This is a genomic window from Stenotrophomonas sp. YIM B06876, from assembly GCF_030711595.1.
Classification (GTDB): domain Bacteria; phylum Pseudomonadota; class Gammaproteobacteria; order Xanthomonadales; family Xanthomonadaceae; genus Stenotrophomonas.
The window spans coordinates 50,594-65,144 of sequence record NZ_JAUJUJ010000002.1 but is presented as its reverse complement, the minus strand read 5'-3'; the positions used below and the strand labels follow the sequence as shown (position 1 = coordinate 65,144).

Here is a 14,551-nt window from a genome sequence, read left to right as displayed (position 1 = left end):
CATGCCGCAGCCTTCCCCCGCAGGCGGGGGGAAGGGCGCAAGAACGGTTCGACTCAGAGCAACGGCACCAGCAGCAGCGCGACGATATTGATGATCTTGATCAGCGGGTTGATCGCCGGGCCGGCGGTGTCCTTGTACGGATCGCCGACCGTGTCACCGGTGACCGCGGCCTTGTGCGCCTCGCTGCCCTTGCCGCCATGATGGCCATCCTCGATGTACTTCTTGGCGTTGTCCCAGGCGCCGCCGCCGGTGGTCATCGAGATCGCCACGAACAGCCCGGTGACGATGGTGCCGATCAACAGGCCGCCCAGTGCCTTGGGGCCGAGCAGCAGGCCCACCACGATCGGCACCGCCACCGGCAGCAGCGAGGGCACGATCATTTCGCGGATCGCCGAGCGGGTCAGCATGTCCACCGCGCGCGAGTAGTCGGGCTTGCCGGTGCCCTGCATGATCCCGGGGATTTCGCGGAACTGGCGGCGGACCTCCTCCACCACCGCGCCGGCGGCACGGCCCACGGCCTCCATCGCCATCGCCCCGAACAGATACGGGATCAGCCCGCCGATCAGCAGGCCGATGATCACCGTGTGGTCGGACAGGTCGAAGGTGAACACCGCCCCGGGGTTGGCCAGTTGCAGGTTGTGGGTGTAGTCGGCGAACAGCACCAGCGCGGCCAGCGCCGCCGAACCGATCGCATAGCCCTTGGTCACCGCCTTGGTGGTGTTGCCGACCGCATCGAGCGGGTCGGTGATGGCGCGGATTTCCGCGGGCAGCTCGGCCATTTCGGCGATGCCCCCGGCGTTGTCGGTGATCGGGCCGTAGGCATCCAGTGCCACGATCATCCCGGCCATCGACAGCATCGCGGTGGCAGCGATGGCGATGCCGTAAAGGCCGCCATGCAGGTAGGAAAACCAGATCGCCACGCATATCGCCACCACCGGCAGCGCAGTGGATTTCATCGATACCCCGAGCCCGGCAATGATGTTGGTGCCATGGCCGGTGGTCGAGGCCTGCGCGATGTGCTGCACCGGTTTGAACTGGGTGCCGGTGTAGTACTCGGTGATCCACACGATCAGGCCGGTCAGCACCAGCCCGATCAACGCGCAGATGTACAAATTGGTTGCGCCGTAAGGCGAGTCGGCCATCAGCCGGGTGGTGACCGGCCAGAACGCGATCGCGGCCAATACCGCCGAGACGATCACGCCCTTGTACAGCGCGCCCATGATCGAGCCGCCGGGCTTCACCTTGACGAAGAAGGTGCCGATGATCGAGGCGATGATCGACACCCCGCCCAGCACCAGCGGGAACAGCACCGCGTTGCGGCCGACCTCGGCCAGCATCATGCCGCCCAGCAGCATGGTGGCGATCACCGTCACCGCATAGGTCTCGAACAGATCCGCGGCCATGCCCGCGCAGTCGCCGACGTTGTCGCCGACGTTGTCGGCAATCACTGCCGGGTTGCGCGGGTCATCCTCCGGAATGCCGGCTTCGACCTTGCCGACCAGGTCGGCGCCCACGTCCGCGCCCTTGGTGAAAATGCCGCCGCCCAGTCGCGCGAAGATCGAGATCAGCGAGCTACCGAACGCCAGCCCGACCAGCGCGTGCAGGTTGTCGGCCTGGCTCAGTCCCAGCCGCTGCAGCACCAGGTAGTAGCCGGCCACGCCCAGCAGGCCCAGGCCGACCACCAGCATGCCGGTGATCGCACCGCCGCGGAACGCGACATCCATCGCCGCGCCCAGCCCATGGCGGGCGGCCTCGGCCGTGCGCACATTGGCGCGCACCGAGACGTTCATGCCGATGTAGCCGGCCGCGCCGGACAGCACCGCGCCGATCGCAAAACCGATCGCGGTGTACCAGTTCAGGAACACGCCCACCAGTACGAACAGCACTCCGCCGGCCACGGCGATGGTCAGGTACTGGCGGTTGAGGTAGGCGCGTGCGCCTTCCTGGATCGCGGCGGCGATCTCCTGCATGCGGGCGTTGCCGGCCGGTTGCCGGAGTATCCAGCGGGCCGAAATGATGCCGTAAAGGATGGCGACTGCCGCGCAGACCAGCGCAAGCCCAAGACCGTAGTGTTCGAGCATGACCCCTCCAACGTTGGTGGATGCGATCCAGCAAATGGACGAACACAGGAGCACACGCCGGGCACACGGAAGCAACGGAACAGACCCGGAGCCGCGTCGGCGGCTGTGGTACGTGTCGCGGTGTTCAACAATCCCTGGAGCGGCCCGAGTATGACTGGCAGCTGTCTGCGCCGCCAGCGCCGATGCATTTTGTTTCCGGGTTCAGCACGGCACCGGCAGCCTTGCCAGCTTCAACGTGCTGGAGAGGTGGAATGTCACGACGTACGTTTCTGTTGCTGGTCCTTGTGCTGCCTGGCGTGCACGCCCTTGCCGCACCGCCCCGGGCGGAAATCGAACGGCCGGCCGCAACGGCTCAGGAGGACGGCACGGCGCACACGGTGCGGCAGATTCCCGAAGCCTGTACCCGCATCGAAGGACGCTTCACCGGCGAGGCGGCCAAGCCTTATGCCATCGCGCTGGTGCGCACCCATCCACAATGCCAGCCGCGCGCGGTCTTCCTGGACGCTGACAAGGTCACGCCCTCCACAGCCGCGGGCTGGGTGCTCAACGAAGTGGTGCGGATTCCCTCGGCACGCTGTCCGTCCCGGCAGGCGATGATCGAGATCTGGCGCAAACCGGCCGGCCAGACGCTGTCGCTGGACGGACAAGGGCAGAGCCGGGTCTATCTGCAGGACGCCAAGGCGCAGGCTGCCGCAGGTCGGTTGGCGGCGTTGCCAGCGTACTCGGCTACTCTCGGCGTCACCGGGAAAACCTGCAGAGAGCGATAACCGTGGCGGTCGCCATGAACGCAAAAGGGCTTCATTCGCGGCCCTTTTGCGGTTTGCAGCGCAGCGGTGCCGGCAGCTGCACCGATACCATCTTTGCCGCGGCAGGCCTCAGCCTTCCCATGCGACCAGCTTCTTCGCCACCGCCACGTTCTTCAGCGTGACGTATTTGGGCAGGCCGTCGCGGCCGTACGGCAGCGGCGCTTCGCCGCGGATCAGCGGTTGCAGGTAAATGCGGGCTCTTTCGGTGATGCCGAAGCCGTCGCGGCGGATGAACCCGGCCGGCAACTTCTTCTCGCGGTTGGCGATTTTGCTCAGGGGCGCCGCTTCGATCTTCCAGCGATACGGTGCGTCGGAGGTGCGCACGATCACCGGCATCACCGAGTTCTGCCCCTTCAGTGCGAACTGCACCGCGGCCTTGCCGACGGCCTGGGCCTGTTCCCAGTCGGTCCTGGAGGCGATATGCCGGGCCGAGCGCTGCAGGTAGTCCGGTACGGTCCAGTGGACCTTGTAACCGAGCTGATCCTTGACCCGCGCGGCCAGGTGCGAGGCGACGCCGCCCAGCTGGGTGTGGCCGAACGAATCGGTGCCGCTGCCGGCATCGGCGACAAAGCGGCCATCGGCGGTGTGGATGCCTTCGCTGGCGACCACCACACAGAAACCGACCTTCTCCACCACCTGTTTCACCTTGGCCAGGAACGCGGCTTGGTCATAGGCGCGCTCGGGCAGCAGGATGATCTGCGGGGCGTCATCGGCGGTTTCGCCGGCCAGCCCCGCCGCGGCGGCCAGCCAGCCGGCGTGGCGGCCCATCGCCTCGTAGATGAACACGCGGGTCGAGGTTTCGGCCATGGCGGCCACGTCCAGCGCCGCTTCACGCACCGACACCGCGGTGTATTTGGCCGCCGAGCCAAAGCCCGGGCAGGTGTCGGTGACGGCCAGGTCGTTGTCGATGGTCTTGGGCACGCCGATGCAGGCCAGCGGATAGCCGAAGGTCCTGGCCAGCTGCGAGACCTTCAAGGCGGTATCGGCCGAATCGTTGCCGCCGTTGTAGAGGAAATACCGCACGTCATGGGCCTTGAATACCTGCAGCAGGCGCTCGTATCGGGCACGGTCGGCGTCGAGCGATTTGAGCTTGTAGCGGCATGAGCCGAACGCGCCGCCGGGGGTGTGGGCCAGCGCGGCGATGGCGGCGGCCGATTCCCGGGTGGTGTCGATCAGGTCTTCGCGCAGCGCGCCGAGAATGCCGTTGCGGGCGGCCAACACCTTGACTTTGCTGGCCCTGGCTTCGCCGATAACGGCCGCGGCGGTGGCGTTGATGACGGCGGTGACACCACCGGACTGGGCGTAGAGCAAGGTGCCTTGGGACATGGGGGACGGACTCCTGCAGGGGACATTTCCGGGACAATATCCGGATGCGGTAAGCTGCGCTTATTGCGGTGCAGCGTGAATCGGCCCTCGAGTCTAACGCCGCTGTCCGTCCCGATTTTTCTACATATGGGAGTCAGGAATGCGATTGGTTCTGTTGGGACCGCCCGGTTCGGGCAAAGGCACACAGGCGAGCCGCCTGAAGGAAGAGCTGCAGATTCCGCACATTTCCACCGGTGACCTGTTGCGCGCCGAAGTGGCCGCCGGCACCCCGCTGGGTGTACAGGCCAAGGAAGTGATGGCGCGGGGCGATCTGGTGTCCGACGACATCCTGCTGGGCATGCTGGAAAGCCGCCTGGGGCGCGCCGACGTCGCCAACGGTTTCATCCTGGACGGTTATCCGCGCAACGTGGCCCAGGCCAATGCGCTGGATGGCCTGCTGGCCAAGATCGGCCAGCCGCTCGATGCGGTGGTGCAGTTGGATGTGGCGACCGAGCTGCTGGTCGAGCGCATTGCCGGTCGCGCCCAGGCCGAAGGCCGCGAGGACGACAATCCCGAATCGGTACGCAAGCGCCTGCAGGTCTACAACGATTCCACCGCGCCGGTGATCGGCTTCTACGCAGGTCGCGGCACACTGGCCAAGGTCGATGGCGTGGGTTCGCTGGAAGCCGTGCTGGCACGGATTCTGGCCGCGCTGAAGCGCTGACAGCATCGCGGGTCGTCCAGTGGCGGCGGCCCGCGGTTCGGCATGGCAGGGGCTGGCCGTTGCGGCAGATCGATACGAAAACGCCCGGACCCACGAGGTGGATCCGGGCGTTTGCGTTGTAGATGCCAGCAGGAGGGCGTGCTCAATGCCCCGCAGCGTGAGCTCCCTGGGGATGGCCTCTTGGGGAGTAGGACCGGAGGGATACTGCGGCTGGCTGCGGGCATTGTGGACAGTCCGCCGGTTTGCCGGTATCGGGATTTTCCCTACAGCGGCGGACGTGCCGCCGCAGATGGTTCCCGCCCCCGCGCCCATCGGCGACAATCGGCGGCATGAGCAAGATCCATATTCTCGGCATTGCCGGTACTTTCATGGGCGGCGTGGCCGCTTTGGCACGCGAACTGGGGTACCAGGTCGAAGGCAGTGACCAGGCGGTGTATCCGCCGATGTCGACCCAGCTGGAAATGCTGGGGATCCGCCTGTCGCAAGGGTATCTGCCACAGAATATCTCCGCCGATTGCGAGGAGATCGTGGTCGGCAATGCGCTCTCGCGCGGCAATGCCGCGGTGGAAGCGGTGCTCGATGCCGGCCGGCGCTATACCTCCGGGGCGCAATGGCTGTCCGAACGGGTGTTGCCCGGGCGCGACACGCTGGCGGTGGCCGGTACCCACGGCAAGACCACGACCACGACGATCCTGGCCTTCCTGCTGCAGGCGGCCGGGCGCGAGCCGGGGTTCCTGATTGGCGGCGTGGCCGAGGATTTCGGGGTGTCGGCGCGATTGGGGCGGCCGCTGCGCGCGAGCGCGGCCGGTGAAGCGCCCGCCAGTGGAGAAACACGCAACCTGGCGGGCGTCGCCGAGCGGCCGCTGTTCGTGGTGGAGGCCGACGAATACGACACCGCGTTCTTCGACAAGCGCAGCAAGTTCGTGCATTACCGGCCGCGGGTGGCCATCCTCAACAACCTCGAATACGACCACGCCGACATCTTCCCGGACGTGGCCGCGATCCAGCGCCAGTTCCACCATCTGGTGCGCACGGTGCCGGGCCACGGCCGGCTGATCGTCAACGGTGACGACCGCTACCTGGACGAGGTGCTGGCGATGGGCTGCTGGACGCCGGTGGAGCGCTTCGGATTCGATCCGGCGCTGGAATGGAGCGCGCAGCTGGTCCGCGACGACGGTAGTGCCTTTGACGTATTGCATCGCGGCCAGCGGCTGGCCACCGTGGAATGGCCGCTGCTCGGACGCCACAACGTGCTCAACGGCCTGGCCGCGCTGGCGGCGGCGCATGCGGTGGGGGTGGACGTGGCGGCGGTGGTGCCCGCGCTGGCGCGTTTCCAGAGCGTCAAGCGTCGTCTGGAGGTGATCGGCGCAGCGGCGGGGGTCACCCTCTACGACGATTTCGCCCACCATCCCACCGCCATCCACACCACGTTGCAGGGGTTGCGGGCCAGGGTCGGGGCGGCGCGGATCGTGGTGGCGATGGAGCCGCGCAGCAATTCGATGCGGCTGGGCGCGCATGCCGATGCGCTGGCGCCGTCGCTGGATATCGCCGATGCGGTGGTGTTCCTGCAGCGTGCCGAGCTGCCATGGGATGCCGGTGCGGTGATCGCGGCGGTGCGCGGCCAGGCCCAGGCGGTGCCGAATACCGACGCCCTGCTGGGGCAACTGGGCGCGCTGGTGCGGCCCGGCGACCACGTGGTGTTCATGTCCAATGGTGGTTTTGACGACGCCCCGCGCCGCTTCCTGGCGCAGTTGCAGCGCGGCTGACACGCGGCCGCTTCAACCCCCGGCAATGGGCGCCTGGCAGCCGTGATGGCCACGGTTGGCGCTTGCAGGTGCTGGCCGGATACGGCCCGGTGCCGGGCCCGGGGTTACCATCGGCCGGTACTCCCGTGCCGGGCAAGTCCCGTTTCAAGCCATGACGATCGACGAACAAACCCTGCCCCTGTTCCCGCTGCATGCGGTGTTGTTGCCCGGTGCCGCCTTGGGCCTGCGGGTGTTCGAGCGCCGCTATCTGGACATGGTCCGCGAGTGCGGGCGCCAGGGCACCGGCTTTGGGGTGTGCCTGATCGAGGACGGGGAAGAGGTCGGCGCCCCGGCCACGCCGGCGGCATGGGGGGTGGAGGCGCGGATCGAGGATTTCGACGTCGGTGCCGATGGCGTGCTGGTCCTGCGTCTGCGCGGCGCGCGCCGGTTCCAGGTGCTGCGCACGCACCTGCAGGACAACGGCCAGGTGATCGCCGATGTGCAGTGGTGCGAGCCGGACAGCGATGACGAGCTGCGGCCCGAGCACGCGCTGTTGGGGACCCTGCTGGAGCGGATACTGGAGCAGGCCGGGGGCGAGTTTGCCGGCGCCGGCCCGGCGCTGATGGACCAGACCGCCTGGGTCGGCTGGCGACTGGCCGAGCTGTTGCCGCTGGCCGATGCACAGCGCCTGCAGCTGTTGCAGCAGCACGATCCGCACCGGCGCCTGGATCAGTTGCTGGCGTGGATCCCCGCCACGGCGGTGTAGCAGGTTACGGCGCCGCGCCCGCGGTGACCGTATCGCTGCGGATCAGCAGCATCTGCATGTCCGTTTCCGGATGCAGATCATCGCGGCGGGGCAGCGGTCCCAGCGCCTGCTTGAGCGCATGGAGGGCCGGATCGACCCCGCGCAGCGGCAGCCACAGGCCGAACAGCCGGAAGTAGCGCTGGAAGTGCAACGTCTGGGCGCTGCCCAGCCACAACGGCGTGTTGCCGGGTTGCAGGCGCGCCGGCGCCGGCCACAGCCGCAGCGCATACATTTCCCCGGGCTGGTCGCCCGGGCGCAGCATCAGCAGCGATTCGACGTGGGTATCGAGCGTGGCCGGCAACACCGGCACGTCGCGTGCAGCGGTTTTCACGTCGAGCATCAGCAACGCCTGCTCCCAGCCGGCCTGTGCCTGCAGATGCCAGCCCTGGCTTTCCAGCTGCTGTTGCAGCGGCGCCAGCGGGCCGGCGACCTGCACGTCCAATGGCCAGCGCTGGTCGTCATCGAATTCGTTGCGGCGCGCGGGCAGCTCACGCCACGCCTGGATCCACCACTGGCGGGCATCCAGTTCGTGCAGGGCCTCGGGGGCGGGTTCGAACTTGGCCAGCTTGGTGGCGATATCGCGTGGCGCATACCAGAACGCGGCAAGCAGGAAGCTGCCGTAGAACAGCCACGCCGCCGGCTTGACCCAGAACGAGCGGTTGAAGCGGCGACGGTAGGCGATGCCCAGCACCAGCAGCCAGAAGATGCCGAACAGCATTCCGCCGATGACATCACTGAGCCAGTGCGCGCCCAGATACAGCCGCGCGAATCCGATGATGGTGACCACCGCGCCGGACAGCAGGTACGGCCAAACGCGGGTACGGCCGGGCAGCTCGCGCGCGATCAGCACCGCGAAGAAACCGAAGGTGATGGTGGCCATCGTCACCGACACCGAGGGAAAACCGAAACCGCTGCTGGCCGCCGGCGGCCGCACCACATGCATGGTCGCGCCCAGCAGTTTGGTCAGCGCCAGACCGAAGGCCAGCGCAGCCAGCCAATGGGCAGCCGCCATCCAGCGCCGGCGCCACAGCAGATACCCCATGCCCACCCCGATCGCCGGCAGCAGCACCTGCCAGTCGCCCAGCGAAGCCAGTGCCGCCATCGGGTAATCGGCCAGCGGATTGCGCAAGGCCAGCATCACCTGGTGCACGGCCAGATCCAGCGCCAGCGGTTCGCCATGGGCCATCACCGCCATCAACAGCGCGAACCAGCCCCACCCCAGCAGCAACAGCATCAATGCCAGCACGGCCAGCGGCACCGACTCGCGCCGGTGCGGATCGAACACGGCCACCGAGTAGCGCCCCAGCCACGGATGCCGCTGCGACCAGCCGAGCAGCCGCGCCAGCCAGATATCCACACGCGCGGCCCACCAGCGGTAGCTGTACAGCACGATCGCCCACACCAGCCCGAGGATCACACCGAGCAGCGCCACCACCAGGAACAGTCGCCCGGCCACCGCCGCCACCGCATCGTAGGCCTGGCCGAGCATCCATCCGGGCAGCAGGAACAGTACCGCCCAGGACAGGCAGGCGATCGTGCTGGCCTTGGCGTAACGGGCGAACGGCATGTTCGCCATGCCGGCGATGGCCGGCACGAACGGCCGGATCGCCCCGACGTAACGCGCCACCAGAATGCTCTTGAAGGCGTTGCGGCGGAACATCACTTCGCCGCGGTCCAGCAGCTGCGGATACCGGCTGAACGGCCAGAACCCGCGCATGCGATCCCCCCAGCGGCGGCCAACCCAGTAACTGAGGCCATCGCCGGCAAACGCCCCCAGGGTGGCGCAGGCCACCGCATAGGGACCGGAGATCTGGTCCAGGCCGATCAGCACGCCCACGGCGATCATCAATGGCAGTGCCGGCACGATCGCGCCCAGCACGATCACCGCATCACTGAAGGCGATGGCGAAGATGACGGCACCGGCAAGCAGCGGGTGGGAGGCGATCCACGCAAGCGTGGCGTCAATCCAGGAGGAATTCATCGGCCGATTATAGGAGGGCGGCCCGATCAGACCAGCACCCGCGTGCCGGGTTCCGTCGGGTCTGCAAACCGGTGCTCCCGCCCGCCTAGAATAGGGGCATGCATTCTTCTCCCGCCGGCCGTACCGAGGCCCTCAAATCCGACAGCTTCGGCCGCATCCTGCTGGTGCACGAAGCCGGTCGCAGTTTCGTGCGGCGTGACCTGACCGCGACGCCGCTGTGGCTGCGGCTGCCGGCGTGGTGGCTGGCGCGGCGCGAAGCGCGTGCGCTGCAACGGCTCGACGGCATGCCGGCCACGCCGCGGCTGCTGGCCTGGGACGGGCGCTGGCTGGACCGCAGCTTCATGGCCGGCGCGGCGATGTACCAGCGCCCGCCGCACGATGATCCGGCCTATTTCCGCGCCGCGCGCAAACTGCTGCAGCGGGTGCACCGCCGCGGCATCGCCCACAACGATCTGGCCAAGGAAGCCAACTGGCTGGTGCTGGAGGACGGCTCGCCGGCGCTGATCGATTTCCAGCTGGCAGTGATCGGCGCGCCGCGTTCGCGCTGGATGCGGCTGCTGGCGCGCGAAGACCTGCGCCACCTGCTCAAACACAAACGCATGTATTGCCGCGCCGCGCTGACGCCGGTGGAGTTGCGGCTGCTCAAGCGCCATTCGTGGGTGCGGGATGTGTGGTTCGCCACCGGCAAGCCGCTCTATCGCTTCGTCACCCGCCGCCTGCTGCACTGGGAAGACAACGAAGGCCAGGGCCCCAAACCCTGAGGCAGCTGCCGCTCTGCCGGACGGAAAATCCTCGACTGCCGCAGTGCGCCAACGCCACCAGGGCGTTGGCATGGACCGGACTCAGCGCAGTTCGAGCACTTCTGTGCCGATAAAGCGGCGCTGGGCATCGAAGTCGTAGCCGACCGTGAGCGTGCCTTCATCGGCGCAGGCGTGGCAGGTGCGCATCGGGGTGGAAAACAGCAGACGGATGCCCCCATCGGCCAGCGCGGCCGTGCCGGCCGCCTGCGCCCCGGCGAAGGGCAAGGCATCCGGGTGCGCGGCCAGAAAGGTTTTCACGTTGTCGCGTTGACGGGCAGCGTCCGGCAGCACGTCGGCATCGACATCCACCGTCCTGCCATCACTGGCGATCAGCCAGGTGCCCTGGTTGGGGTTGGCGCGGAACGGATATTCCAGGGTGGCCACACCCACACCGTCCTGTTCGTGCCAGGCACTGAGGTAGCCCGGGTTGCCGTTGGCAATCAGCCGCTGCGCCACCACCACCGCCTCGGTGCTGGCGTGATCGGCGCGCATGCTGTTGATCATGCAGATTTCCAACGGTGATGAGGCGCCTTCGCGGCACGCTTCCAGCGACCCGTTCCAGACGGCTGCTTTGCCGGGGATCACCGCGTGGCTGAGCGCAGTGGAAGGGCTGTCCGAGGGCGTGGCTTCTGCCAGCGCCGGTGGCGGCGCCGTTGCGGTTTGCTGGCAGGCACCCAGCGACAGGGAAAGCAGTAGCGTGCCGAGGCAGACGGTGGTTTTCATCGGTAAAGAGCCTTGTGTCTGATCCATGCGCAATTGTCGCAGTGGCGGATGAACGTGCAGTGTTCCGGGGCACCCGGCACCGCAGCGGGCGCCGTGCCCTGCCTGCTTCGTGGCGCGGGCATAATGCGCTCACCGCTTTACTGCTTACCGGAGTGCGTATGAGTGCCCTGCAAGGCAAGACCCTGTTCATTACCGGTGCCTCGCGTGGCATCGGCCTGGCGATCGCCCTGCGCGCCGCCCGCGATGGCGCCAATGTCGCCATTGCCGCCAAGTCGGCGGTGGCCAACCCCAAGCTGCCGGGCACGATCCACAGCGCGGCCGCGGCGGTCAACGCCGCCGGTGGACAGGGATTGGCGTTGAAGTGCGATATCCGCGAGGAAGACCAGGTGCGCGCGGCGGTCGCGGCCACGGTCGACACCTTTGGCGGCATCGACATCCTGGTCAACAACGCCTCGGCGATCTGGTTGCGCGGCACGCTGGACACGCCGATGAAGCGCTTCGACCTGATGCAGCAGGTCAACGCGCGCGGCAGTTTCCTGTGCGCGCAGGCCTGTCTGCCGCACCTGCTGCAGGCACCCAATCCGCACATCCTCACCCTGGCGCCACCGCCCAGCCTCGACCCGAAATGGTGGGCCCCGCATACCGGTTACACGCTGGCCAAGATGGGCATGAGCTTCGTCACCCTGGGACTGGCCGCCGAGTTCGGCCCACAGGGCGTGGCGGTCAATGCGCTGTGGCCACGGACGGTGATCGCCACCGATGCGATCAACATGATTCCCGGGGTGGACGCGGCCCAGTGCCGCCGTCCGGAAATCATGGCCGATGCCGCCCATGCGGTGCTGACCCGTCCGGCCGCCGGTTTCAGCGGCCACTTCCTGATCGATGACGAGGTGCTGGCGCAGGCCGGCGTGAGTGATCTTTCCGGCTACGCGATGGACCCGTCGCGTTCCTTGCTGCCGGATCTGTTCCTGGACTGATGCTCACACATCCATGTGCTCCGGCAACGCTTCGCCACAGCGGCGGCAATGCCGGGCATCGACTTCGTGGCCTTCCAGCCCGCACTTCGGGCAGCCGCGCAGATCGCGTTTGGCCGCTTCGGCCTGGCGCATGCTGGTGGCCAGTTCAGCGGTGTAGATGCCGGTGGGCACGGCAATGATGCTGTAGCCGATCAGGATCAGCACCGAGGTGACGAAGCGCCCCAGCGTGGTCTGCGGCACCATGTCGCCGAAGCCCACGGTGGCCATGGTCACCACGGCCCAGTACATGCTGGCCGGGATGTTGCTGAAGCCGTGGGTGGGGCCTTCGATCACATACATCATCGCCCCGGCGATCAGGGCGATGGTGATCACCATGAACAGGAACAGCAGCACCTTGCGCCGGCTGCGCCACAGCGACTGCATCAGGATGCCGCTTTCCTCGATGTAGCGGGTCAGCTTGAGGATGCGGAATACCCGCAGGATGCGCAGCGCACGCACCACCAGCAGGCTCTGTGCGCCGGGAATGAACAGCGACAGGTAGGTGGGCAGGATCGCGGCCAGGTCGATCACCCCCCAGATGCTCACCGCATAGCGCAGCGGCCGCCGCACCACCAGCAGCCGCAGCAGGTATTCGGCGGTGAACAGGAGGGTGAAGATCCATTCCACCACGTAGAACGTTGCGGCCCACTGCACGTGCAGGTGCTGCACGCTGTCGAACATCACCACCATCACGCTGGCGAGGATGGCGTACACCAGCAGCAGGTCGAAGTTGCGCGAGGGCCGGGTGTCGTGCCGGTAGATGATGTCGAACCAGTGGCGACGCCAGCCCGATTCGGTGGCGGGATTGAGTTGGGGAGCAGAGAGCGGTCGCATGCCCGATATTGTGCCGCACGCGTTGCAATGGGGGAGAATGGGCGACTTTCCCGCCACCGATGCCGTCATGACCGCTGCCAATACCGATGCGCTGTTGTCCCTGTCCCATTACTACCTGCCGGTCTACCGTCCGCGCCAGCTGGTGCTGGACCGCGGCCAGGGTGCACGGGTGTGGGATATCGAGGGGCGCGAGTTCATCGACCTGGCCGCGGGCATCGCCGTGTGCAGCCTGGGCCACAACGACCCGGACCTGAAGGCGGCGCTGTTCGCGCAGGCCGACAAGCTCTGGCACACCTCCAATGTGTTCTACAGCGAACCGCCGCTGCACCTGGCGCAGGAACTGGTCACCGCTTCGCGTTTTGCCGAGCGCGTGTTCCTGTGCAACTCCGGCGCCGAGGCCAACGAGGTGGCGATCAAGCTGGTGCGCAAGTGGGCCGCGGCGCAGGATCGCGCCGCTGGAAAGCGCGTGATCGTCACCTTCCGCGGCAGCTTCCATGGCCGCACCCTGGCGACGGTCACCGCGACCGCGCAGCCCAAATACCAGGAAGGTTACGAGCCGTTGCCCGGTGGCTTCCGTTACGTCGATTTCAATGACGTGGCGCAGTTGGAAGCGGCGATGGCCGGTGGCGACGTCGCCGCGGTGATGTTCGAGCCGGTGCAGGGCGAGGGCGGGGTGATGCCGGCCAGTGCCGCGTTCATGCGTCGTGCCCGCGAACTGTGCGACCAGCACGACGCGTTGCTGGTGCTGGACGAGATCCAGGTCGGCATGGGTCGCACCGGTGAGCTGTTCGCGCACTGGAACTGGGGCGTGACCCCGGACATCGTCACCCTGGCCAAGGCGCTGGGCTGTGGCTTCCCGATTGGCGCGATGCTGGCCGGCCCCAAGGTGGCCGACATCATGGGTGTCGGCGCGCACGGCAGCACCTTCGGCGGCAATCCGCTGGCCGCGGCGGTGGCGCGGGTGGCGTTGCGCAAGCTGGGCTCGGATGAAATCAGGGCGAACGTGCAGCGCCAGTCGGCCGCATTGAAGGCCGGGCTGGAAGCCATCGGCGAAGAGTTCGGCGTGTTCGAGCAGGTGCGCGGCATGGGCCTGATGCTCGGCGCGGTGCTCAAGCCCGAATACGCCAACGATGCCGGCACCCTGCTGGATCTGGCCGCCGAGCAGCAGGTGCTGATCCTGCAGGCCGGTACCCATGTACTGCGCTTCGTGCCGGCACTGAACATCACCGACGAAGAACTGGCCGAAGGGTTGAAGCGGGTGCGCGCGGCGATTGCCGCGTTCGTCGCCTCGCGCTGATGGACGACTGCGTTTTCTGCGGCATCGTCGCCGGCCGCGTGGCCGCCAGCGTGGTGTGGGAAGACGCGCAGGCGATCGCCTTCATGGACCTGCGCCAGGTGGTGCCCGGGCATGTGCTGGTGGTGCCGCGCCGTCACGTTGAAACCCTGTACGAGCTGGACGAGGACAGCGCCGCCCACACGATGCGGGTGGCGCATCGGGTCGCCCTCGCTGTGCGCCAGGTCTATCAGCCGGATGGATTGAACCTGTGGCAGTCCAACGGCGAGGCCGGCGGCCAGGAAGTGCCGCACTTCCACCTGCATGTGCATCCGCGCCAGCCTGGCGACGGCGTTTTGCGTTTCTATCGACACGGCCTGCCGGTGCCGGCGGCGCGTGCGGACCTGGAGGCGCTGGCGGCCACGTTGCGGACCGCACTGGCGTAGCCGTATTCCGTT

14 protein-coding genes are annotated in these 14,551 nt (G+C 67.5%); 9 read left to right on the top strand and 5 right to left on the bottom strand.

Annotated features, from left to right (window positions below):
- Positions 1-53 precede the first annotated feature (53 nt).
- Positions 54-2,081 (bottom strand): sodium-translocating pyrophosphatase, encoded by a 2,028-nt coding sequence (locus QZH66_RS01465; protein WP_305804167.1) that lies wholly within the window; start codon positions 2,079-2,081, stop codon positions 54-56.
- A 296-nt stretch (positions 2,082-2,377) separates the two neighbouring features.
- Between QZH66_RS01465 and QZH66_RS01460 the strand changes: the two genes are divergently transcribed.
- A complete protein-coding gene (locus tag QZH66_RS01460; RefSeq protein WP_305804166.1) occupies positions 2,378-2,848 on the top strand; it encodes a hypothetical protein in 471 nt (156 codons plus the stop codon).
- Positions 2,849-2,956: 108 nt separating this feature from the next.
- On the opposite strand, the gene QZH66_RS01455 is transcribed toward QZH66_RS01460, so the two are convergent.
- On the bottom strand, positions 2,957-4,213 hold the full coding sequence (locus tag QZH66_RS01455) for a 6-phosphofructokinase (RefSeq protein ID WP_305804165.1): 1,257 nt from the start codon (positions 4,211-4,213) through the stop codon (positions 2,957-2,959).
- A 139-nt stretch (positions 4,214-4,352) separates the two neighbouring features.
- On the opposite strand from QZH66_RS01455, the gene QZH66_RS01450 reads away from it, so the two are divergent.
- The 3 genes from QZH66_RS01450 to QZH66_RS01440 all read left to right on the top strand — a co-directional run bounded on the left by QZH66_RS01450 (position 4,353) and on the right by QZH66_RS01440 (position 7,427).
- Entirely contained in the window at positions 4,353-4,916 is a 564-nt protein-coding gene (locus QZH66_RS01450; RefSeq protein ID WP_305804164.1) for an adenylate kinase, read from the top strand.
- Positions 4,917-5,245: 329 nt separating this feature from the next.
- The gene (gene mpl, locus QZH66_RS01445) at positions 5,246-6,682 is read left to right on the top strand and encodes a UDP-N-acetylmuramate:L-alanyl-gamma-D-glutamyl-meso-diaminopimelate ligase (RefSeq protein WP_305804163.1); all 1,437 of its coding nucleotides are present in this window, start codon (positions 5,246-5,248) and stop codon (positions 6,680-6,682) included.
- A gap of 151 nt (positions 6,683-6,833) precedes the next feature.
- Positions 6,834-7,427: an LON peptidase substrate-binding domain-containing protein gene (locus tag QZH66_RS01440; protein WP_305804162.1), complete on the top strand. Its 594-nt coding sequence runs from the start codon at positions 6,834-6,836 to the stop codon at positions 7,425-7,427.
- A 4-nt stretch (positions 7,428-7,431) separates the two neighbouring features.
- On the opposite strand, the gene QZH66_RS01435 is transcribed toward QZH66_RS01440, so the two are convergent.
- A complete protein-coding gene (locus tag QZH66_RS01435; RefSeq protein ID WP_305804161.1) occupies positions 7,432-9,447 on the bottom strand; it encodes a bifunctional DedA family/phosphatase PAP2 family protein in 2,016 nt (671 codons plus the stop codon).
- Positions 9,448-9,545: 98 nt separating this feature from the next.
- Between QZH66_RS01435 and QZH66_RS01430 the strand changes: the two genes are divergently transcribed.
- Entirely contained in the window at positions 9,546-10,208 is a 663-nt protein-coding gene (locus QZH66_RS01430; RefSeq protein ID WP_305804160.1) for a serine/threonine protein kinase, read from the top strand.
- 81 nt (positions 10,209-10,289) lie between these two features.
- Here the strand turns inward: QZH66_RS01430 and QZH66_RS01425 are convergent, their stop codons facing one another.
- Positions 10,290-10,751: a hypothetical protein gene (locus QZH66_RS01425; protein WP_305804159.1), complete on the bottom strand. Its 462-nt coding sequence runs from the start codon at positions 10,749-10,751 to the stop codon at positions 10,290-10,292.
- Between QZH66_RS01425 and QZH66_RS01420 the strand changes: the two genes are divergently transcribed.
- Positions 10,738-10,992 carry a hypothetical protein gene (locus tag QZH66_RS01420; RefSeq protein WP_305804158.1) on the top strand — a complete coding sequence of 85 codons (255 nt, stop codon included), beginning with the start codon at positions 10,738-10,740 and terminating at the stop codon, positions 10,990-10,992. The genes QZH66_RS01425 and QZH66_RS01420 overlap by 14 nt on opposite strands.
- 136 nt (positions 10,993-11,128) lie before the next feature.
- The gene (locus tag QZH66_RS01415) at positions 11,129-11,947 is read left to right on the top strand and encodes an NAD(P)-dependent oxidoreductase (RefSeq protein WP_305804157.1); all 819 of its coding nucleotides are present in this window, start codon (positions 11,129-11,131) and stop codon (positions 11,945-11,947) included.
- A gap of 3 nt (positions 11,948-11,950) precedes the next feature.
- Here the strand turns inward: QZH66_RS01415 and QZH66_RS01410 are convergent, their stop codons facing one another.
- Positions 11,951-12,820: an ion transporter gene (locus QZH66_RS01410; RefSeq protein WP_305804156.1), complete on the bottom strand. Its 870-nt coding sequence runs from the start codon at positions 12,818-12,820 to the stop codon at positions 11,951-11,953.
- A 67-nt stretch (positions 12,821-12,887) separates the two neighbouring features.
- Between QZH66_RS01410 and QZH66_RS01405 the strand changes: the two genes are divergently transcribed.
- On the top strand, positions 12,888-14,117 hold the full coding sequence (locus tag QZH66_RS01405) for an acetylornithine transaminase (RefSeq protein WP_305804307.1): 1,230 nt from the start codon (positions 12,888-12,890) through the stop codon (positions 14,115-14,117).
- Positions 14,117-14,539 (top strand): HIT family protein, encoded by a 423-nt coding sequence (locus QZH66_RS01400; RefSeq protein ID WP_305804155.1) that lies wholly within the window; start codon positions 14,117-14,119, stop codon positions 14,537-14,539. The genes QZH66_RS01405 and QZH66_RS01400 overlap by 1 nt, the downstream gene beginning before the upstream one ends.
- Positions 14,540-14,551: the final 12 nt, after the last annotated feature.